This is a genomic window from Adlercreutzia caecimuris B7 (assembly GCF_000403355.2).
Classification (GTDB): domain Bacteria; phylum Actinomycetota; class Coriobacteriia; order Coriobacteriales; family Eggerthellaceae; genus Adlercreutzia; species Adlercreutzia caecimuris.
Genome location: NZ_KE159646.1, coordinates 746982 through 767345, shown reverse-complemented (window position 1 = coordinate 767345; position 20364 = coordinate 746982). Strand labels below are relative to the sequence as shown.

The window sequence follows — 20364 nt, the reverse complement described above, 5'->3', positions numbered from 1 at the left end:
ATGGCCTTCAACCACAAGCATCTCATCGACATCACGGAGTATTCCGCCGACGATATCATGACCATCCTGGAGACGGCCAAGAACTTCAAGCAGGTCAACGAGCGCCGCATCAAGAAGGTGCCGACGCTCAAGGGCTTCACCGTGGTGAACATGTTCAACGAGCCGTCCACCCGCACCCGCTCCTCCTTCGAGATCGCCGAGAAGCGCCTGAGTGCCGACTCCCTGAACTTCGGCGGATCCTCCACGGCCACGGTGAAGGGCGAGAGCCTCGTGGACACCGTGAAGACGCTGTGCTCCTACAAGATCGACTGCATCGTGGTGCGCGACCGCTGGGCCGGCGTGCCCCGCAAGATCGCCGACGTGTCCGGTGTGTCGGTCATCGACGCCGGCGACGGCAAGCACCAGCATCCCACCCAGGCCCTGCTCGATCTGTACTCCATCTGGGAGGAGAAGGGCGACCTCGCCGGCCTGCATGTCGGCGTGGTCGGCGACATCGCCCACTCCCGCGTGTGCGGCTCGCTCATCCCGGCGCTGAAGATCATGGGCTGCGAGGTGACGGTCGTCGCCCCGCCCACGCTTTTGCCCGCGCGCCCCGACATCCTGGGCGCCGACCATGTGACGAGCAACCTGGACGAGGCCCTGCCCGAGCTGGACGTGGTGTACATGCTGCGCATCCAGCGCGAGCGCTTCGAGGGCGCGCCCTACCCGAACCTGCGCGAGTACAACCTGCTCTACGGCCTCACCGAGCAGCGCGACAAGCTGCTGAAGCCCGATGCCTGCGTGTGCCACCCGGGCCCCATCAACCGCGGCGTGGAGCTGGACAGCTTCATGGCCGACCACCCCAAGCGCTCCATCATCCTCGACCAAGTCTACGCCGGCGTCCTCGTGCGCATGGCCGCCCTGTACCTGCTCCTAGGAGGTAGCAACGATGGCATTGATGCTTAAGAACGCCCGTCTGATCGACCCGCAGATCGGCCTGGACGACGTGGCCGACATCCTCATCCGCGACGGCAAGATCGTCGAGGTGGGCACGAACCTTTCCATGGAGAAGGGCGTCGAGCGCGATCTCGCCGGCAAGATCGTCACCCCGGGCCTCGTGGACATGCACGTGCACTTCCGCGATCCGGGCCAGGAGCAGAAAGAGGACATCGCCTCCGGCTCCCGCGCCGCGGCCCATGGCGGCTTTACCGCCGTGTGCACCATGCCCAACACCGACCCGGTCGTCGATGACGCCGTGGCCGTGGAATACGTGAAGGCCCGCGCCGCAGCGGTGGGGAAGTGCCGCGTCATCCCGTCGGGCGCCTGCTCGAAGAATCTCAAGGGCGAGGTGCTCGCCGACATGGGTGACATGTACGCCCACGGCGCCCCGGTGTTCACCGACGACGGCCACGGCATCCAGGACGCGGGCATGATGCGTCGCGTCATGGACTACGCCCGCCAGTTCGACACCGCCATCATGGTGCACTGCCAGGACGACTCGCTCGTGGCCGACGGCCAGGTGAACGAGGGCGTGGCTTCCACGCGCCTGGGCATGGTGGGCTGGCCGGCCGAGGGCGAGGAGCTCGAGATCGCCCGCGACATTGCGCTCTGCCGCCTGACCGGGTGCCCCCTGCACATCCAGCACATCACCACCAAGCGCGGGCTCGATCTGGTGGCCGCCGCCAAGGCCGAGGGGCTGCCGGTAACCTGCGAGGTGACCCCGCACCATATGTTCCTCACCGAGGACGCCATCACCGCCGAGTACCAGACCTCGCTGAAGGTGAACCCGCCCCTGCGCACTGCCGAGGACGCCGCCGCCCTGGTGGAAGGGCTGAAGAACGGCGTGATCGACGCCATCGTGACCGATCACGCTCCCCACACCGATTGGGAGAAGGACCGCGAGTTCGAGCTGGCGCCCTTCGGCATGACCGGCCTGGAGACCTCCCTCGGCCTCGTGCTCACGCACCTCGTGCGCGCCGGCGTCATCGACTACGGCCGCATGGTCGAGGCCATGGCCGTGGCCCCGCGCGCCATCCTGCGCCAGGAGCCGGTGAAGATCGAGGCCGGCAGCACCGCCGACCTCACGGTCATCGATCCGGAGGCCGCTTGGACCGTGGAGGTGGAGGACTTCTGCTCCAAGGCCAACAACTCCGGCTTCATCGGCGCCGAGCTTGTGGGCCGCGCCACCGACGTCTACGTGGGCGGCTGGGCTACCATGGAGGACGGCGCCATCGTCGAGTAGCCCCGGCTTTCGATACCAGTGCTCGTGCGAGACCCCCTTCAGCGAAGGGGGTCTTTTCTATGGGGGGGCGGCAAGGGCTGCGGGGCGGACGGCCTCTCTCTTTCTATACGAAAGGGCCTCAGGGAGAAAACGTGTGGGTGATCGGGTCGTTTCGGTGCGGGAGGGCTCTCCTACAATGGGATGCATCGGCGCTTGTGGAGGTTTTCTCCGGAGTTGAACGAAGCAAGTAAACCTATGCTAACATCTCCCGCCGTAAGTTTGCTAAAGCTAACTAATCTCGTCAACAAAGAGAAAGGAACTGACCATGGCCCCTCTTTCCCGCCGCACCTTCGCCGCTTTCCTCGGCATTGCCGCACTGACCCCCGTGCTCGGGGGGTGCGCCTCAGGTGTGACCGGCACTGACTCCGGCTCCGGTGACGCCGGCGCGGCCAGTGACGCCGGCGCCGGTGCCTCCGGCTCGGGCATGCGCACCGTGGATACCGACAAGGGGCCGGTGGAGATTCCCGCGAACCCCCAGACCATTGTGACCGACTACTATCTCGGCGAGTTTCTGGCCGTGGACGCAAAGCCGGTCATCGCGAGCCCCTATGCGCTGAACAACCCCTTCCTGGCGGGGCTGTGCGACGGCATCGAGGCGCTGAACACCACGTCGGCCGAGACCTCCCTGGAGATGATCGCCGAGAAGCAGCCCGACCTCATCGTCACCATCACCGAGGCCGACTACGACAAGTACGCCAAGATCGCGCCGACGGTCTACATCGCCGACGGCACCCGCTCCGACGAGGAGCTGTTCCGCTACATCGCGGGGCTCGTGAACAAGACCGAGGAGGCCGAGGCCTACATCAGCGAGTTCAACGACAAGGTGGCCACGGTGAAGGACGAGATCGTGGGCATCGTGGGAGACCGCACCGTGTCCATCCTGGAGGTGTGGCCCCAGGAGATCTACACCATGGGCAGCCACTTCGCCCGCGGCGGTTCCATCCTCTACGATATGTGGGGGCTAAAGGCGCCTGAGGCCATCCAGGGCCCCATGGTGGAGGGGGACGAGGCCTATAAGGTGATCGCGGTGGAGGCGCTGCCCGACTACGCCGGCGACTTCATCTGCTACGGCGTGCTGGACGGGGCCGACGCGGCCTATGTGGACGATTCCCAGCTGTGGAAGAACCTGCCGGCTGTCAAGAACGGCCTCGTGATGCCCTACGAGCAGGTGGCTTTCATGCACCGCGACCCCATCACGCTGACCAACCAGCTGCAGGCGTTCACGGACTTCTTCCGCGCCCATGCGGATGCGGCCGCCTAGGGGAGCGGTCCCTTGTCGCGCCTGAGAACATCGGTGTTCCTGCTCGCCGGCATCGCGGCCGTGGCCCTGGCGGCCGGGCTGTCGCTGTTCGTCGGCAGCACCCCCATCGCGCCCGACCAGGTGATCGGCGCGCTCGTGGCGCCGGACATGGCGAACCAGGAGCGCGTGGCCGTGCTCGAGCTGCGCGGGCCCCGCACCCTGGGGTGCATCCTCGTGGGCGCCGCCTTCGCCGTGGCCGGTGCCATCATGCAGGGGGTCACGCGCAACCCGCTGGCCGATTCGGGTCTGCTCGGCATCAACGCCGGCGCCGCCTTCGCTTTGGCACTGTGCCTGGCGCTGCTTCCGGGCATGAGCTTCGCGGGGGTGGTGGCCTGCTCCTTTGCCGGCGCCGCCCTCGCCCTGGCCGCAGTGTTCGGGGCCGTGAGCTTCCGGCGGCGCAATATGGACCCGGTGCTCTTGGTGCTGGCCGGCTGCGCTGTGGGGCTCTTCCTCACGGCGCTGGCCCAGGGCGTGGCCATCTTCTTCAACATCGGCTACGCGCTCACCTTCTGGACGGCCGGCGGGGTAGCCGGCATCCGCGCCGACACCCTGGCGCTGGCGGCCCCGTTCATGGTGGTCGCCCTGGTTGCCGCCTGTGCGCTGGCCCGGCGGGTGAGCGTGCTGTCCCTCGGCGACGAGGCGGCGGCCGGTCTCGGCGTGGCCGTGGGGAAGTCCCGGGCGCTGTGCCTGGCGGTCGTTCTCGTGCTGGCCGGGGCCGCCGTGGCCCTAGCGGGTCCCGTGGCCTTCGTGGGTCTTATGGTGCCCCACATCGTGCGGCGCTTCGTGGGGGCCGACTACCGGGCCGTCATCCCCGCCTCCCTTGTGGCGGGGTCGGCCTTCATGCTCCTGGCCGACGCGGCGGCCCGCACCCTCATCGCCCCGAGCGAGGTGCCCATCGGCATCATCTTCGCCATCGTGGGCGTGCCCTTCTTCATCTGGTGCGCCCGAAGGGAGGCGACGGGCCTTGACTGAGACGCTGAGGCGCCATCGCGGCGCGGCGATGATCGCCCTTCTGGCCCTGGCGGCCGCACTCGCGCTCTGGGCCGACATCAACGCCGGCTATCGCAGCATCTCCCTGGACGAATTGGGGCAGATCGCCCGGGGCACGGCCCCGGCGAGCCTGACCTACACCCTGGTGGAGCTGCGCCTGCCCCGGGTGCTCACGGCCCTGCTCGTGGGCGCGGGACTCTCTTTGGCCGGCTGCCTTCTGCAGGGGGTGTCGCGCAACGACATGGCCGACCCGGGCGTGCTCGGCATCAACGCCGGGGCCGGGCTGTTCGTGGCCGCCTTCATCGTGTTCGTGCCTGCGGGCCTCGTTTCGAGCACGGTGGCCCTGCCCCTGCTCGCCTTCGCCGGCTCGGCGGCCGTGGCCTTCGCCGGCTGGCGGCTGTCGGTGGTGCGCGGCGCCTCCAGCCCGCGGCGGGTGCTGCTGATCGGCGTGGCCCTGGCCACGGGGCTCTCCAGTGCCACCTCGCTGCTCATGCTGTCGCTGCCCGATGGGGACTACGCCTTCGTGCAGAGTTGGATCGCCGGCAACATCTGGGGAGCCACCTGGGAGAACATCCCCATTCTGGCTGCGGGGCTCGGGGTGCTGACGGCACTGGCCCTCTATCAGGCCCGCACCCTGGACGTGCTGGGGCTCGGCGCGGCGGCCGCTACGGGGCTGGGGGCGAACGTGCCCCGGGCCACGGCGGCGCTCACGGCTGTGGCCGTGGGGGCCTCGGGGCTCTGCTGCGCGGTGGGAGGCGGCCTCACCTTCGTGGGGCTTGTCTGCCCCCATGTGGCCCGGCGCCTGGTGGGGCCCTCCTTCCGCGTGCTCGTGCCGGCCAGCGTGCTCGTGGGGGCCACTCTCATGCTTATCGCCGACATCGTCTCGCGCACGCTGCTCGCGCCCAACGAGATTCCGGTGGGCATCGTGGCGGCGGTCATCGGCGCCCCGTATTTTCTGTACTTGCTAGCCAGATCCTAGAGAGGGGAGTGCTGTGGAGCCGACTGCGACGCCATCGCCGTCGATGGCACCGGACAACGAGAAAACTGCCTTCTGCGAGACCTGCGACCGCACCTGCGAGCGGTTTACCGATGCAGCCCTGCGGGGCGAGGGGGTGGCCGTGGGCTACGGGGACCGTCTCATCATCGAGCCCATGGACGTGGCCGTGCCCGCCGGCGAGGTCACCGCCATCATCGGCCCCAACGGCTGCGGGAAATCGACGCTTCTGAAGGCCCTTTCCCGCACCATGCCCCTGGCGGCCGGCGCGGTGTATCTGGACGGCCGGGCCATCGCCGAGATGCCCACGGCCGAGGTGGCCCGCAAGATGGCGCTGCTGCCCCAGGCTCCCGAGGCCCCGGGCGGCCTGACCGTGGGAGAGCTGGTGGCGCTCGGCCGCTATCCGCACCAGAGGGGCTTCGGGCGCCTTTCGGCCCGCGACCGCGAGATCATCGCCTGGGCCCTGGCCATCACGCACCTGGACGATTTCGGCGGCCGGGCCCTGGACGCCCTGTCCGGCGGCCAGCGTCAGCGGGCCTGGATCGCCATGGCCCTTGCCCAGGACACCGACCTCATCCTGCTGGACGAGCCCACGACCTACCTGGACATGGCCCACCAGCTGGAAGTGCTGGAACTGCTGTGCTCGCTGAACAAGGAGCAGGGCAAGACCATCGCGTTGGTGATCCACGAGCTGAACCTGGCCGCCCGCGTCGCCGATTGGATGATCGCGCTGAAGGACGGCTCCATCCGCGGGGCCGGCACGCCCGAGGAGGTCATGACCCCGGCCATGCTGCGCGAGGTGTTCGGCCTGGATGCCCTCATCGAGCCCGACCCCTGGACCGGCCGCCCCAGCCTCGTGAGCTACCGGTTGGCCCGCTAGGGGCCTCAGCCGCGATGTTCGCCGCAGCGGGCGGTCGGGGCTTTCGCGGAAAACCGCAGCGACGAGCCGCCTTTCCCGGCGGCTTTCCCCGGGTGGCCGATGGTCGATGTTGCTTGGCCGCTCTGGTGCCGTTGAACCTGGCTCCAAGGCCGGTTGCTTTTGCGCAAATGCATAGAAGGCGGGCGGCACGTACTACTACTCCGCCTGGTCGAAGGCCAAGGCAGTGAAGACCAAGAAGTAGCGCCGTCGGCCCCGCTTCCCGACTTTCCGGCCCCGAATCGGCGGATGTGGCGACACGTCCTTCGCTTCGGGGCCATTCTGCGTGTTGCGGGGGTTGCTTCCGGCCCCAAATCGCCGCCTGTGCCGACACGAGAGCCGATTCGGGGCCAGCCTCCAGACGACGGCGGGGTAGGGAGCGGCCATTATGCGCTAGAATGTCATCCAACGTTTTGACGGACGCGATGTGACAGGAGAGCCTATGGCGCTTTGCAACGAGAACGCCCCCATTCTGGTGAACGAGGAAGCGGGGTGCAACATCTGGCTCATGACCGTGGCCGCGCCCGAGATCGCGGCGGCGGCGCGGCCGGGGCAGTTCGTGCACGTGCGCGTGCCCGGCATGGACGACCATATCCTGCGCCGGCCTTTGGGCATCTACGCGGCCGATGCGCAGGCGGGCACCGTGGACATGATGTACCAGGTGCTCGGCTTCGGCACCGACCGCATGACCGCGCTCGTCCCCGGCGATGCGGTGGAGCTCATCGGCGCCATCGGCCGCGGCTGGCAGCCCCCCGCGGGCTGCAAGCGGGCGCTCGTCGTGGCCGGCGGCGTGGGAAGCGCGCCTCTGTACCCGCTCGTGGAAGAGCTCAAGGCGTCCGGCGCGGAGGTGACGGCCGTGCTCGGCGCCTCCACCATCGATGCCCTCGTGGCCCGCGAGCGCTACGGGGTCGCTCTCGGCTGCGAGCCGGCCTGCTCCACCGACGACGGCACTTTCGGGCGCGCCGGCTTCTGCACGCCGCTCGTGGAAGAGGCCCTTGCCGCGGCCGCCGCGGAGGGCGCCCCCTACGATTACGTGGCCTGCTGCGGGCCGGAGCCGCTCATGCGCATCGTGGCCGCCATGGCCGCCGATGCGAGCGTGTTCTGCGAGGTGTCCCTCGAGCGCCGCATGGCCTGCGGTGTGGGGGCGTGTTTGTCCTGCGTGGTCGACACGGTGGACGGCAAGCGCCGCGCCTGCGTGGACGGCCCGGTGTTCCCCGCGACGGAGGTGGTGTGGTAATGCAGCGTTCCCCCAAAGAGACATCGGTCAAGCTGGCCGTGAACCTCGGCGGCCTGGCCATGAAAAACCCGGTCACCACCGCCTCGGGCACCTTCGGCGCCGGACGCGAGTACCACGACTTCGTGGATGTGGCGGCCTTGGGCGCCGTCACCACCAAGGGCGTGTCGCTCAACGGCTGGGAGGGCAATGCGAGCCCCCGCATCGCCGAGACGGCTTCGGGTATGCTGAACTCCATCGGGCTGCAGAACCCCGGGGTCGCGCACCTGAAGGAGGTGGAGCTGCCCTGGCTCGCTTCCATCGGCGCCACGGCCATGGTGAACGTGTCGGGGCATTCCTTCGACGAGTACGTGGCCGTCATCGAGGCCCTGGAAGAGGCTCCCGTGGCCGCCTACGAGGTGAACATCTCGTGCCCGAATGTGGACGCCGGCGGCATGACCATGGGCTGCCACGTGCCCAGCGTGGAGAAGGTGGTGGGCATGTGCCGGGCCGCCACGAAGCGCCCGCTCATCGTGAAGCTCACCCCCAACGTCACCGACGTGGCCGAGATCGCCCGCGCCGCCGAGGCGGCCGGGGCCGACGGCATCTCGCTCATCAACACGCTTTTGGGCATGGCCATCGATGCGCGCACGCGCACGCCGAAGCTGGCCCGGGTGGTGGGCGGCTTCTCGGGCCCGGCGGTGAAGCCCGTGGCCCTGCGCATGGTGTGGCAGGTGGCCCAGGCCGTGAAAGTGCCGGTGCTCGGCATGGGCGGCATCTCCACCGGCGAGGACGCCGTGGAGTTCATGCTCGCCGGCGCCACCGCCGTGGCCGTGGGCACCGCGAACTTCGTGAATCCCGCCGCCACCGTGGATGTCATCGACGGTGTCATCGACTACTGCGAGGAACAGGGCGTCGCCGACGTCAACGAGCTGATTGGAGCCCTCACGTGCTAACCTCCTTCGATTCCATTCCCGCCCGCGACCGCGTCATCGTGGCCCTCGACTGCGACGCCTGGGAGGCCATCGCGCTGGCCGACAAGCTTCAGGGCCACGCGCAGTGGCTCAAGATCGGCATGACGCTGTACTACGCCGAGGGGCCCGCCATCGTGAAGATGTTCAAGCGCCGCGGCTTCAACGTTTTTCTGGATCTGAAGTTCCACGACATCCCGCACCAGGTGGAAGGGGCCGCCCGCTCGGCGGCGGCCAGCGGAGCCGACATGATCACCATGCACACCGTGGGCGGTATCCCCATGATGGAGGCGGCCCAGCGCGGAGCGGCGGCCGGCGCGGCCGAGTGGGGCGGGGAGGTGCCCGCTACCCTGGGCATCACCGTGCTCACCTCCATGGACGCCGCCACCCTGGCGGCCACGGGCGTCACGCGGCCTTTGCCCGAGCAGGTGGCGGCCCTGGCGGCCCAGGCCAAGCAGGCGGGCATCTCCGGCGTGGTGGCCTCGCCCCAGGAGGCAAGCGTCCTGCGGGAGATCTTGGGCCCCGACGGGTTCATCGTCACCCCCGGCGTGCGTCCGGCCGGCGCCGCCCTGGGCGATCAGAGCCGCGTGGCCACGCCCGCCCAGGCCTTCGCCAACGGGGCCTCGCACATCGTGGTGGGCCGGCCCATCACCGAGGCCGCCGACCCGGTGGCCGCTTTCGAGGCCATTGCGGCCGAGCTGGCCTAGGGAATTTCCGGTGCGGGCTGCGACGGACGGCGATATTCCGCCGCAGCCCGCGCGTCAGGTTGCGGCCGCTGCGCGCTCTTCCGTCTTGCTAGGGGTTGCATATTTGAGCCAACTCCAACTTTTTCTAGAGTCATCTTCAAGGAAAAGCCCCGATGAGGCCAGAAAAATTGAAGGAATTATCACGTTTAGCGTTTCTGCACAAATTGCGTGTTGTTTTGTCAACAATACCCGTGGTACTATTTCGCCAGCCCTAACCGGAAGGAGAACAATATCATGGCTATCCCCGAACTCAGCCCCGAGGCTCGTGCCGAGGCTCTTGAGAAGGCAAAGGCCGCCCGCATCAAGCGCGCCCAGGTTCGTGAAGAGCTGAAGGCCGGTAAGCTCACCGTTGCCCAGGTGCTCGACATGCGCGAGGACCCCATTGTGGGCCGCATGAAGATCTCGACGCTCATCGAGACGCTGCCCGGCTACGGCAAGGCCAAGGCCGAGCGCATCATGAGGGAGCTCCAGATCGCCGAGAGCCGCCGCATCCGCGGCATCGGCGAGCGTCAGCGTGAGGCTTTGCTCGCCCGCTTGACGAAGTAAGAGCCCGCGAGCAAGGGAACACATGCGAACCGGAAACCTATTCGTCATCAGCGGCCCCTCGGGGGCCGGCAAGGGAACCCTCGTCGCGCGGTTGCTCGAGGAAGTGCCCGACGCGTGGGTTTCCGTTTCGGCCACTACGCGGCTGCCCCGTCCGGGAGAGAAGGAGGGTGTCAGCTATTTCTTCCTCGATAAGCAGGAGTTTCTTGACCTGGCTCGCGAGGACGGCTTCCTTGAATGGGCCGAGTACGCGGGCAACTGCTACGGCACGCCGCTCGCCTCGGTGCAGCGCGAGATGGCCGCCGGCAAACAGGTCATCCTGGAGATCGAGGTGCAGGGGGCCCTTCAGGTGAAGGAGAAGATGCCCGAAGCACACCTTGTGTTCATCGAGCCCCCGTCGTTGGAAGAGCTCGAACGGCGCCTGCGCGGCCGCGGCACCGAGACCGATGATGTGGTGAGAAAGCGCATGGACACAGCTCTAGTGGAGCTTTCCCACAAAATGGAGTATGATATACGGCTGGTAAACGACAACCTGGGCGAGGCTGTTGCCCAACTGGTCGCTTACGTGAACGAAACTGCCGAGCAGAAGTAAGAGGACATTCATTCTATGAGCATCATCGAACCGAAGATCGACGTCCTGCTGGACCGCACCGATAACGACCGTTTCCTGCTGTGCGCCCTGGCCTCCAAGCGCGCCCATGACATCAACGACATGATGCGCGGCCAGCGCGATCGCGCCATTCAGCTGCAGACGGCTGTAGAGATTGCCCGCGCTGCCGATACCAAGCCGCTGTCCATGGCCTTCAGCGAGATCGCCCGCGGCGAGGTGTCCTACGATCCCGAGTCTATCGACGTTACTTACCACTAGCCAACGGTTTCAGTTCGGCGCTGCGAAGCCCCGTAGCACCCAATCTTGACGTTTCGTGCCCTCATCGTGCACCTCAGGTGCGCCACCTCGAGGTTTCGCGCGTCAGTCTTGGGCACTACGGGGCTTCTCTCTGATTTGCGGTGCCGTCCTGCGCGGTAAACTTTTCAAAGAGCAACTTAGAAGGTCATGATGGAATTTCAGCGAATCATCCTCGTCCATTACCACGAGATCGGGCTCAAGGGGCGCAACCGCTCGGTATTCGAGAAGCGTCTCCAGAAGAATTTGGAGGCGCTTCTTTGCGCGTTTCCCATTGTGACCATCCACCGTATCTCCGGGCGTCTGCTGGTGTTCCTGCGAGAGGGGACCGCCCTTGAGGTGGCGAACGCGTGCACCGATGCCATCCTCGGTGTGCCCGGCGTGGCCCGCGTGTCCTGCGGTTTCAAGTGCGAGCAGGACATGGAGCCTATGGGTCAGGCGGCCTGCATCGCCCTGGCCGAGGCGGAGCCCTTCGAGAGCTTCAAGGTGTCGGCGCGGCGCAACCACACCACGTTCCCCATCGATTCCATGCAGTTGAACCGCGACATCGGCGCGGTGCTGTGCGAGGCCTTTCCCGCCAAGCGGGTGCAGATGAAGGGGCAAGACGTTACTGTCGGCGTCGAAGTGGTGGAGGGTTCCACCTACGTGTACGCCCGCAGCGAGCGCGGCATCGGCGGGCTGCCTGTGGGCAGTTCCGGTACCGTGGTGGGGCTTCTGTCCTCGGGCATCGACTCGCCCGTGGCGCTGTGGCGCATGGCCCGGCGCGGCGCGGTGTGCGTGGGTGTGCACTTCTCGGGGCGGCCGCAGACCTCCGACGCCTCGGAGTTCCTCGTGGACGATATTGCCCGGGTGCTGGAGCGCACGGGCTGCATTGCACGCGTGTACGTGGTGCCCTTCGGCGACTACCAGCGTGAGATCTCCATTGCATGCCCGCCGGGGCTGCGCGTCATCCTGTATCGGCGCCTCATGTTCCGCGTGGCCGAGGAGATTGCCCGCCGCGAGCGGGCCGGGGCGCTTGTGACCGGGGAGAGCCTGGGACAGGTGGCCTCGCAGACCCTGGACAACATACGCGCCACCGACGCGTCGGTGGAGATGCCGGTGCTGCGCCCGCTCATCGGCTCTGACAAGCTCGAGATCATCGATGCCGCGCAGCAGCTCGGCACCTTCGAGATATCTTCCCAGGACGCGCCGGACTGCTGCACGCTGTTCATGCCGCGCAACCCCGAGACCCATGCGAAGCTGGCCGACGTGGAAGCCGCCGAGGCTGCCTTCCCATGGCGGGAATGGGTGTGCGAGCTGGCCGATGCCGCCGAGCCGCATGACTACGCGTGCCCGGCCTACCGGCCTGCGCGGCAGCGCTAGACGCTTCGGGGGCGGTTTTCGGACGGTTCGGGGGCGGTTTCCCGACGGTTTGCAGACGGCGGTTTCCGGGTCGTTTACGCGACCGTTTCACGGTTATGCGGAGGTAGGGTGTCTCCATCGTTCTAAGGAGACACCATGGCCTTTCAAGATCGGGCGCAGGGCCTCTGCTCCCAGCTTCATCTCACAGCGGTGCGACGCCCCGTGTTCATCGGGGTGGGCGTGCTGCTCGGTCTTATCCTGATCGCCGCGGGGCTGCTCGTTGCCTTTCCCCGCGCGTCGGGGTTGGAAATTCATACGGCAGAGCGGGCGCAAGACGGTTTGGAGGCGCCTGCTGCGAGCGCGGATGACGGGGACGACGACGCGGTTGGAGCTGATGCCGCGGCAGCTCCGGATGCTCCGGCCGCACCAGATGATACGGCGCTTCCGGGTACGGCTGCGCAGGCGAGGCTGTGCGTTCATGTTGATGGCAAGGTTGCCGCTCCTGGTGTGTACTACCTGGATGCGGGCAGTCGCATCGTCGATGCGGTCGAGGCGGCGGGAGGTCTGGCCGAGGGGGCGTGCACGGCGGCGGTCAATCTGGCCCAGGTGCTCCAAGACGGCGAGCAGGTGGTCATTCCCGACATCGAGGACGTCTCGTCTGGTGCCGCCTCGGCCGGCGCCGCTCCGGCGACTGCGGAAAAGGGCTCCGGCGCTGCGGGGCTCGTCAACATCAACACGGCCGATGCCGCGGCCTTGGAGACGCTGAACGGAATAGGGGAGGCGACGGCCGAGAAGATCATCGCCGATCGGGAGGCGAACGGCCCCTTCAAAACCCTTGAGGACTTGAAGCGCGTTTCGGGCATCGGCGATAAGAAATTCGAGGCGCTTCGCGACGCCATCTGCCTATGAGCGCGGATAGCGCCAAGCCGCCGCGGCCCCATCTGCCGCCGGTGCTTCTCGCCGGCCTCGCGCTCTGGGCGGTAACGGCGCTCTGGTGGCCCTGGGCACGTACTCTGGATGAGGGGATCCTTGTCGGCGCCGCGGCAGCGGGAAGCGCCGTGGCCGTGCTCGTTTTCGCCCGGGGGCTGAGGCGCAAGCATGTCTCCGTTGCCGCGATCGCGCTGCTCGGGGCCGCTGTCGCCCTGGCCGCCTCATCGGTGGGTGCCGCGGCGCTTACGTCGTCCACCGAGGCCTTGGTGGGCCGCGAAGGGCCCTGGGAATGCACCTTGACAACTGATGCGAAGGGAACTGACTTCGGGTTCAGGGCCGAGGCGCGCATCGTCGACGGCGAGGGGCGGGTCGTATCGGCTCGTTTGCTGCTGCCCGAAGAGGGCGAGGGAATGCTCCGGGGGACGCGCTTCTCGGTATCGGCTCCCCTCAAGGCCCCCGGGGACTCGTCGGAGGAGTATTTCTGGAATGCGGGGCTCGTCGGCACGCTCGTCGTTTCGGCGGTGCCGCCCGATGCGTCGCACCAGTCGGCCCCGTTTGCCTCCCTGCGCGAGCAGGCCATCCACCTTATCGGGCGCTATGGCGGCCAGGGCGCCCCGCTGCTGCAGGCCCTGCTTTGCGGGTGGCGTCCGGCTATCGAGGAGACAGGCGCTTACGAGCAGTTCAAGACGGTGGGTCTGGCCCATCTCGTCGCAGTGTCGGGCGCCCACCTCTCCATCGTCACGCTCTTCGTCGCCCAGATCTTGGGTGTGCTGCGCCTGGGGCGTCGTTCCCGGGCCTGTGCGACGGCGCTCTTCCTCGGCGGCTACGTCTGCTTCACGGGAATGCCGGTCTCGGCTCTGCGCGCGGCGGTCATGGCGGGCACGGGGCTCCTTGCGCTGGTGACCGATCGGCGCAACTCCGCGCTGACGGCCCTCGGCGCCTGCATCGTGCTGTTCGTGGGGCTCGACCCCACCTGTGCGCTGTCGGCATCGTTCGTCCTGTCGGCAGGATCTACGCTGGGCATCGTGCTTGTAGCGCCCTTGATCTTATCGGCTTTCGGCAGCTGGCCGCGGCGGGCGCGCTCGTTGATAGGGGAACCGCTGTCGCTCACGGCCGCCTCGGCTCTGGCCACCCAGCCCTATGCCGCGGCCCTGTTCGCGCAGGTGCCCCTTCTCTCGCCGATTGCCAACATCGCGGCTGCGCCCCTGTTCGCCCTCGCCTGCACCGTCGGGTTCGTCGCCGTGCTCGTCGGGCTCGTCGCGCCGCCCGCGGCGCCGGCGGCCATCGGAGTCGCCGACCTGACCGCCCGGGCGCTCGGGTGGATTGTCGACCTGCTTGCGCGCGTGCCCGGCAGCTGCCTGCCCGTTGACGCCGAGGTCGTGCCGATGGTCTGCCTCTCCGCCGTCATGCTGGGCGGCCTGTGGGCATGGTGGCCGACGCTGCGCCCCCGGATGCTGGCCCTCGGGCTGGTCGTCCCGCTGGCAGCCGTACTCGTCCTGGCGCCGTTCGCTTCCGGGGCGTCTCATCCCGAGGACGAGATCGTCATGCTGAACGTCGGGCAGGGAGATGCCTTCCTCGTTCGCAGCCGAGGGGCGTCGCTTCTCATCGATACGGGAAATCAGGATGGCATGCTCAAGGAAGCTGTCGCGCGCCAAGGGGTGCGCCGTCTCGACGCGGTGGCTATCACCCATCCCGATGACGATCACTGCGGCTCGCTTGCGGCCCTGGGCGACGTGGCGCTGGTCGGCGGCCTTCTCGTAGCTGAGGACTTGCTGACGTGTCCATGCGATGCCTGTGCCGATCTGCGGGATACGGCCGCTCGCGAGGAGTACCGCAGCGGCATCGCCGGCCTCTCCGTCGGCGATGAGGTGTCCTGCGGGCGCTTCACCTTGCGGGTGGTGTGGCCGCGCTCTTTCAGCGACGAGGGCGGCAACGCGGACAGCCTCAGTTTCCTCTGCTCGTGGGACGGAGATGGCGATGGTGCGGCAGAGTGGACGACTCTGTTCTGCGGAGATGCCGAAGCCGACGAGCTGCGGGCCATGGCGTCCGATTTGCCCTCCGACGGCATTGATGTGCTGAAAGTGGGCCATCACGGGTCGAAGAAGAGCATCGACGGGGAGCTTGCCGCTGAGCTTCGCCCATCGGTGGCGCTCATCGGCGTGGGGGAGCGCAACCGCTACGGCCATCCGGCGCCGGCGGTGTGCGAGACCCTTGCGGCTGCGGGCGCGGAAGTGCTCTGCAGCGACGAGCGGGGGGATGTGAGCGTTGCGTTCTCCATGGAGAAGCTGACCGTGCGAAGCCAAAACGATGCGCCTGCGTCCTGATCGGGTACAATGGGTCTATGACAAACGATCAGCAACAAAACCAGCTGCTGGCGGCATATCTTGCCGTCGGCGAGGATGCCCTCAAGCGCGAGGCCGTCATCATACGGCTGCGGGCGCGCCTGGCCAAACTCGGCGACCTCTCCTTCAACGCCGACGACTTCGACGGCGAGACGGCCGCCGGTGCCGACATCGCCGCCGCCTGCAATACCATGCCCTTCGCCAGCCCGGTGCGTCTCGTGTACGTACGCAACGCCGAGAAGCTGAAGAAGGCCGACTCCGAGGAGATCGTGGCTTATCTCGGCTCGCCGAGCGATTCCACAGTGCTCGCCCTGGAGGCCGAGAAGCTCGCAAAGAACACTCGTCTGTACAAGGCCGTCGCGGCCCTCGGCGCCAAGGCCGTCATCGACTGCGCCCCGCCGAAGAGCTGGGAGCTGCCTAAGCGGGTGCGCGCCATGGCCACCGGCCACGGTATCGTGCTCACCGAGGGGGCGGCAGGCGCTCTTGTGGAGCTTGTCGGCGAGAACACCGTGCATCTCGACAACGAGCTCAAGAAGATCGCGCTTGCCCGGGGCGGCTCCGATACCGTGACCGAGCGGGATGTGCGCGGGCTCGTGGCGCGCACATCGGAGGTGAAGCCGTGGGATTTCACGGCCGCCTTCGCCGAGCGCAACCTCGCGAAGTGCCTCTCGTTGCTCGCGAAGATGGAGTCCTCTTCGCCTCACGCCCTTATCGCCATGTGCACCACGCGCATTCGCGAGCTCATAGCCGCTCAGGCCATGGCCCGCCGCGGCAACCCCAAGGCGCTCGCCCAGGTCTTGGGTCAACCGGACTGGAAGCTGAAGAGCCACGGCGCGTGGGCGCGCAACTTCTCGTCGGGCGAGCTGAGGCGCGCGCTCGTCTCTTCCCGCGATGCCGAGCGCGCCATGAAGAGCGGCGCCGATGCGGACGAGATCTTCTATCGTTGGCTTGTCGATACGCTCAGGAGGTAGTCGTGGTCGATATTGAAGAGCTCGACGAACGGGTGGCCGCGGCCGGTTTCGGGGAGCCGGTGCCCGTGCTCGACAATCTTTATCTGGTGCGGATCCCTCTGCCCGATAATCCTCTCAAGGTGATCAACTCCTATTTCATTCTCGGCGACGACGGCACGACTACCATTGTGGATGTAGGCTTCAACCACCCCGACAGCGAGGCCGCGCTGAACCGGGCGTTGGCGTCCCTCGGACGCTCATGGGACAAGGTGCAGATCGTGCTGACCCACTCGCATCCCGACCATACGGGCAACCTCGACCGCATCTGGCGTCCGGGCATGCCGGTGTTCGCGAACCTTCATTCCTTCCAAGAGGTGAAAAACCTCATGGCCATGGAAGAGGCCGTTTACGGACCGCTGCTTCTGCAGGCGGCCACCCTGGAGCAGCAGGCGGACATGACGTTCACCGATGACGGCCCGCGCCTGCACGTGTCGGCGGAGCTCCTGCCTCTGGAGAGCTACCCCGTGTTCACCTACGTTTCCGACGGCGATGGGCTCGAGTGCGGTCCCTACACGTTCGAGGTGATCGAGACTCCCGGCCATGATGCGTGGCACATCTGCCTGTACGAGCGCTCTCGCCGCCTTCTCATCTCGGGTGATCACATCCTCGAGCGCATCACGCCGTCGGTGTCCTCGTGGTTTCCGGCCTTCAACGCCCTCGATGCCTTCCTCGCGAGCTTGCGGAAGGTGCGCGATCTTCCAGTCGATCTCATTCTGCCGGCCCATGGACGGCCCTTTGCCGGCCTGGTCGAGCGCGTCGATTTCCTCCTCGAGCACCATCGCGAGCGCCTCGAGGAGATCTACGAGCTCGTGCGCGCAGGTCATGACGACATCGTCTCCATCTCGCAGCACGCCACCTGGCGCTACCCCGATTGGAAGAGCTGGCCGCTCGACCAGAAGTACTTCTCCATGGGCGAGACGTTGGCCCACCTCATCTACCTCGTGCGCCAGGGCTGCATTCTTCAGGGAGTCTGCGGCTACGAGTACTACTTCCGCATGCCCTATGACCGTAGGAACACTGCGCTTGCCCTGTGCTCCTAGCGCATCTTGCAGAGCATGAAAAAGCGCCGCCCCATCCAGGGCGGCGCGTGCAGGCGATGCTCTGTCTCGTAAGAGCTACTCGGCGTCAGCCGCAGCCTCCTCGCCCTCAGCAGCCTCGGCGGCAGCCGCCTCAGCCTCAGCCTTGGCAGCCGCCTCGGCCTCCTTGGCCTTGCGCTCGGCGGCTTTCTTCTCCTCCTTCAGCTGCTTCTCGCGACGCTTGGCCTTCTCGGCGGAAGCCTCGGCCATAGCGGCCTTGCGAGCCTCCTTGGCAGCGGCCTTCTTGGAGCCGGTCTTCTGGACCTTGGGCGCCGGCTTCACATAAGCGGCCTTGTCCTCGGCAGTGGCCACGGAATTGGCCAGGGCCATGATGCCGCTCTTGCGGTTGGCGGCCTGGTTCTTGTGGATGACGCCCTTGGAGGCGGCCTTGTCCATCAGACGGCAGGCGGCGCAGGCAGCGGCGTAGGCGGCGGCGCCGTCGCCGGCGGCCACGGCGTCCTTCACGCGACGGGTGGCGGTCTTCAGCTCGCTCTTGACGGCGCGATTGCGCATACGAGCCTTCTCGTTGGTGATGATGCGCTTCTTCTGGGACTTGATGTTAGCCATGATTGATAGCCCTTTCTGGTTCGGTCGTTGCTTTCATCCCTTGCGGTATCCAACGACACGAACGCGCGGCAACACAGGCCGCAGGCCATCGTGCGAAACGGAAAGCGGCGGGATTTCTCCGCTTTCTCAGCCCCGCGCCCTCGGGCTCGGAAGGCCGCCAGCAATAGCAATCTTTACATCGCAGCCACGTCTGCAGATTTGGCGGGAGAATTGTCCCGCGCCCGTATCGCTGGATACACAATGCGGTAGAATACCAAAGATTCGCATCAGCACCACGAAGAAATCTGCCCGGGAGGGGCAATTCTTCGTGAGACGTACACATACGCAGGAACCGACCGCGATAAGAAAGCCATTATGACCCACGAACTGTCCCATATCCGCAACTTCTCGATCATCGCCCACATCGACCACGGCAAGTCCACGCTCTCGGACCGCATCCTGGAGCTGACGGGCACCGTGGCCAAGCGCGACATGCAGGCCCAGCTGCTCGATTCCATGGACATCGAGCGCGAGCGCGGCATCACCATCAAGAGCCAGGCCGTGCGCGTGAGCTACACGGCCGACGACGGCGAGACCTACCAGCTGAACCTCATCGACACCCCGGGGCACGTGGACTTCACCTACGAGGTGAGCCGCAGCCTGGCGGCTTGCGACGGCGCGGTGCTCGTGGTGGACGCCACCCAGGGCGTGGAGGCCCAAACGGTAGCCAACGCCATGCTGGCCATGAACGCCGATCTGGAGATCATCCCGCTCATCAACAAGATCGACCTGCCGGCCGCCGAGCCGGAGCGGGTGAAGGCCGAGATCGAGGACGGCCTGGCCATTCCCGCCGACGACGCGGTGCTCGCCAGCGGCAAGACCGGCGAGGGCGTCCACGACCTCTTGGAGGCCGTGGTCTACAACATCCCGGCACCCGAGGGCAACGGCGAGGCGCCCTTGCGCGCCCTCATCTTCGACAGCTACTTCGACGCCTACCGCGGCGTGGTGGCCCTCATCCGCGTGGTGGACGGCTCCATCAAGAAGGGCGACAAGATCCGCATGATGGCCACGGGCACCGAGACCCTCGTGGAGGAAGTGGGCGCCCGCCACCCCCAGGAGGTGGCCGAGCCGGCACTCTACGTGGGCGAGGTGGGCTATCTCGTCACGGGCCTGAAAGACGTGAGCCAGGTGAAGGTGGGCGACACCATCACCCTAGCCGACGGCGGGGTGAACGACCCTCTGCCCGGCTACCGCGAGGCGAAGCCCATGGTGTTCACGGGCCTGTTCCCCATCGATGGCGACCAGTACGAGCCCTTGAAGGAGGCCCTGGAGAAGCTGTCCCTGAACGACCCGGCCCTCGTGTGGGAGCCCGAGACCTCCCATGCCCTCGGCTTCGGCTTCCGCGTGGGCTTTCTGGGCCTTCTGCACATGGAGGTCATCAAGGAGCGCCTGGAGCGCGAGTTCGGGCTTGACCTTTTGGCCACGGCCCCCTCGGTGGAGTACCACGTCTACCTGAAGGGCGGCGAGATGGTCTCGCTCCACTCGCCCCAGGAGATGCCCGACCCCGGCTCCATCGATCACGTGGAGGAGCCCTACCTGAAGGCGAAGATCCTCATCCCGCCCGACTACGTGGGCGCCGTGATGGATTTGGCTGTGGGCCGGCGCGGCAACTTCGTCACCATGAACTACCTGTCCCAGACTACCGTGGAGATGCTCTGGGAGATACCCCTGTCCGAGCTCATCCTGGACTTCTTCGACAAGCTGAAGTCGAACACGAAGGGGTACGCGTCCCTCGACTACGAGATGGACGGCTACAAGCCTTCGCAGCTGGTGAAGCTGGACATCCTGCTGTCGGGCAAGCCCATCGACGCCCTGTCGTTCATCGTGCACAAGGACAAGGCCTACGACCGCGGGCGCGTGCTCTGCGACAAGCTGAAGGAGATCATCCCGCGCCAGATGTTCGAGGTGCCCATCCAGGCGGCCATCGGCGGGCGGGTGCTCGCGCGCCAGACCGTGAAGGCCAAGCGCAAGGACGTGCTGGCCAAGTGCTACGGCGGGGACATCACCCGCAAGCGCAAGCTTCTGGAGAAGCAGAAGGCCGGCAAGAAGCGCATGAAGGCCATCGGCAACGTGGAGGTGCCCCAGGAGGCCTTCATGGCCATCCTGAAGGTGGACGAGTAGAAGGGCGCGCTGCGACCCGAGTCGTGCGCCCGTATGGGGCCCCGCATCGAGCGTCTGCCCGTATCTCGGCTGGACGCGGATAGCGACCGAGGGCATATCGG

General features: G+C 67.0%; 19 protein-coding genes. 18 read left to right on the top strand and 1 reads right to left on the bottom strand.

The window, feature by feature from the left end; genetic code table 11:
* The 17 genes from C811_RS07335 (at position 1) to C811_RS07255 (ending at position 17500) form a co-directional block, all read left to right on the top strand.
* Positions 1-945, top strand: a complete 945-nt coding sequence (locus C811_RS07335; RefSeq protein ID WP_016308899.1) for an aspartate carbamoyltransferase catalytic subunit — start codon at positions 1-3, stop codon at positions 943-945.
* Positions 929-2221 carry a dihydroorotase gene (locus tag C811_RS07330; RefSeq protein WP_016308898.1) on the top strand — a complete coding sequence of 431 codons (1293 nt, stop codon included), beginning with the start codon at positions 929-931 and terminating at the stop codon, positions 2219-2221. Before C811_RS07335 ends, C811_RS07330 begins: the two co-directional genes overlap by 17 nt.
* A 304-nt stretch (positions 2222-2525) precedes the next feature.
* The gene (locus tag C811_RS07325) at positions 2526-3521 is read left to right on the top strand and encodes an ABC transporter substrate-binding protein (protein ID WP_016308897.1); all 996 of its coding nucleotides are present in this window, start codon (positions 2526-2528) and stop codon (positions 3519-3521) included.
* A 12-nt stretch (positions 3522-3533) separates the two neighbouring features.
* Positions 3534-4532, top strand: a complete 999-nt coding sequence (locus C811_RS07320) for a FecCD family ABC transporter permease (RefSeq protein ID WP_035009028.1) — start codon at positions 3534-3536, stop codon at positions 4530-4532.
* Positions 4525-5529 carry a FecCD family ABC transporter permease gene (locus C811_RS07315; RefSeq protein WP_016308895.1) on the top strand — a complete coding sequence of 335 codons (1005 nt, stop codon included), beginning with the start codon at positions 4525-4527 and terminating at the stop codon, positions 5527-5529. The genes C811_RS07320 and C811_RS07315 overlap by 8 nt, the downstream gene beginning before the upstream one ends.
* Before the next feature lie 13 nt (positions 5530-5542).
* Complete coding sequence (locus C811_RS07310; protein ID WP_016308894.1) at positions 5543-6424, top strand: ABC transporter ATP-binding protein; 882 nt, start codon at positions 5543-5545, stop codon at positions 6422-6424.
* Positions 6425-6902: 478 nt separating this feature from the next.
* Complete coding sequence (locus C811_RS07305; protein ID WP_016308893.1) at positions 6903-7697, top strand: dihydroorotate dehydrogenase electron transfer subunit; 795 nt, start codon at positions 6903-6905, stop codon at positions 7695-7697.
* On the top strand, positions 7697-8629 hold the full coding sequence (locus tag C811_RS07300) for a dihydroorotate dehydrogenase (RefSeq protein WP_016308892.1): 933 nt from the start codon (positions 7697-7699) through the stop codon (positions 8627-8629). The genes C811_RS07305 and C811_RS07300 overlap by 1 nt, the downstream gene beginning before the upstream one ends.
* The gene (gene pyrF / locus C811_RS07295) at positions 8623-9351 is read left to right on the top strand and encodes an orotidine-5'-phosphate decarboxylase (protein WP_016308891.1); all 729 of its coding nucleotides are present in this window, start codon (positions 8623-8625) and stop codon (positions 9349-9351) included. The genes C811_RS07300 and pyrF overlap by 7 nt, the downstream gene beginning before the upstream one ends.
* Before the next feature lie 273 nt (positions 9352-9624).
* Complete coding sequence (mihF, locus tag C811_RS07290; RefSeq protein ID WP_016308890.1) at positions 9625-9936, top strand: integration host factor, actinobacterial type; 312 nt, start codon at positions 9625-9627, stop codon at positions 9934-9936.
* 22 nt (positions 9937-9958) lie between these two features.
* The gene (gmk, locus tag C811_RS07285) at positions 9959-10525 is read left to right on the top strand and encodes a guanylate kinase (RefSeq protein WP_016308889.1); all 567 of its coding nucleotides are present in this window, start codon (positions 9959-9961) and stop codon (positions 10523-10525) included.
* 15 nt (positions 10526-10540) lie between these two features.
* Positions 10541-10801 (top strand): DNA-directed RNA polymerase subunit omega, encoded by a 261-nt coding sequence (locus C811_RS07280; RefSeq protein WP_016308888.1) that lies wholly within the window; start codon positions 10541-10543, stop codon positions 10799-10801.
* A 186-nt stretch (positions 10802-10987) separates the two neighbouring features.
* On the top strand, positions 10988-12199 hold the full coding sequence (gene thiI, locus C811_RS07275; RefSeq protein ID WP_022926434.1) for a tRNA uracil 4-sulfurtransferase ThiI: 1212 nt from the start codon (positions 10988-10990) through the stop codon (positions 12197-12199).
* Positions 12200-12334: 135 nt separating this feature from the next.
* Entirely contained in the window at positions 12335-13087 is a 753-nt protein-coding gene (locus tag C811_RS07270; protein WP_016308886.1) for a ComEA family DNA-binding protein, read from the top strand.
* Positions 13084-15432, top strand: coding sequence for a ComEC/Rec2 family competence protein (locus tag C811_RS07265; RefSeq protein WP_016308885.1), 2349 nt, complete (start codon positions 13084-13086; stop codon positions 15430-15432). The genes C811_RS07270 and C811_RS07265 overlap by 4 nt, the downstream gene beginning before the upstream one ends.
* A gap of 17 nt (positions 15433-15449) precedes the next feature.
* Positions 15450-16421, top strand: a complete 972-nt coding sequence (gene holA, locus C811_RS07260; RefSeq protein WP_016308884.1) for a DNA polymerase III subunit delta — start codon at positions 15450-15452, stop codon at positions 16419-16421.
* Positions 16422-16423: 2 nt separating this feature from the next.
* The gene (locus tag C811_RS07255; RefSeq protein WP_016308883.1) at positions 16424-17500 is read left to right on the top strand and encodes an MBL fold metallo-hydrolase; all 1077 of its coding nucleotides are present in this window, start codon (positions 16424-16426) and stop codon (positions 17498-17500) included.
* Positions 17501-17575: 75 nt separating this feature from the next.
* On the opposite strand, the gene rpsT is transcribed toward C811_RS07255, so the two are convergent.
* Entirely contained in the window at positions 17576-18103 is a 528-nt protein-coding gene (gene rpsT, locus C811_RS07250) for a 30S ribosomal protein S20 (RefSeq protein ID WP_016308882.1), read from the bottom strand.
* A gap of 354 nt (positions 18104-18457) precedes the next feature.
* Between rpsT and lepA the strand changes: the two genes are divergently transcribed.
* Positions 18458-20263, top strand: a complete 1806-nt coding sequence (gene lepA, locus C811_RS07245) for a translation elongation factor 4 (RefSeq protein ID WP_016308881.1) — start codon at positions 18458-18460, stop codon at positions 20261-20263.
* The last annotated feature ends 101 nt before the right edge of the window (positions 20264-20364 follow it).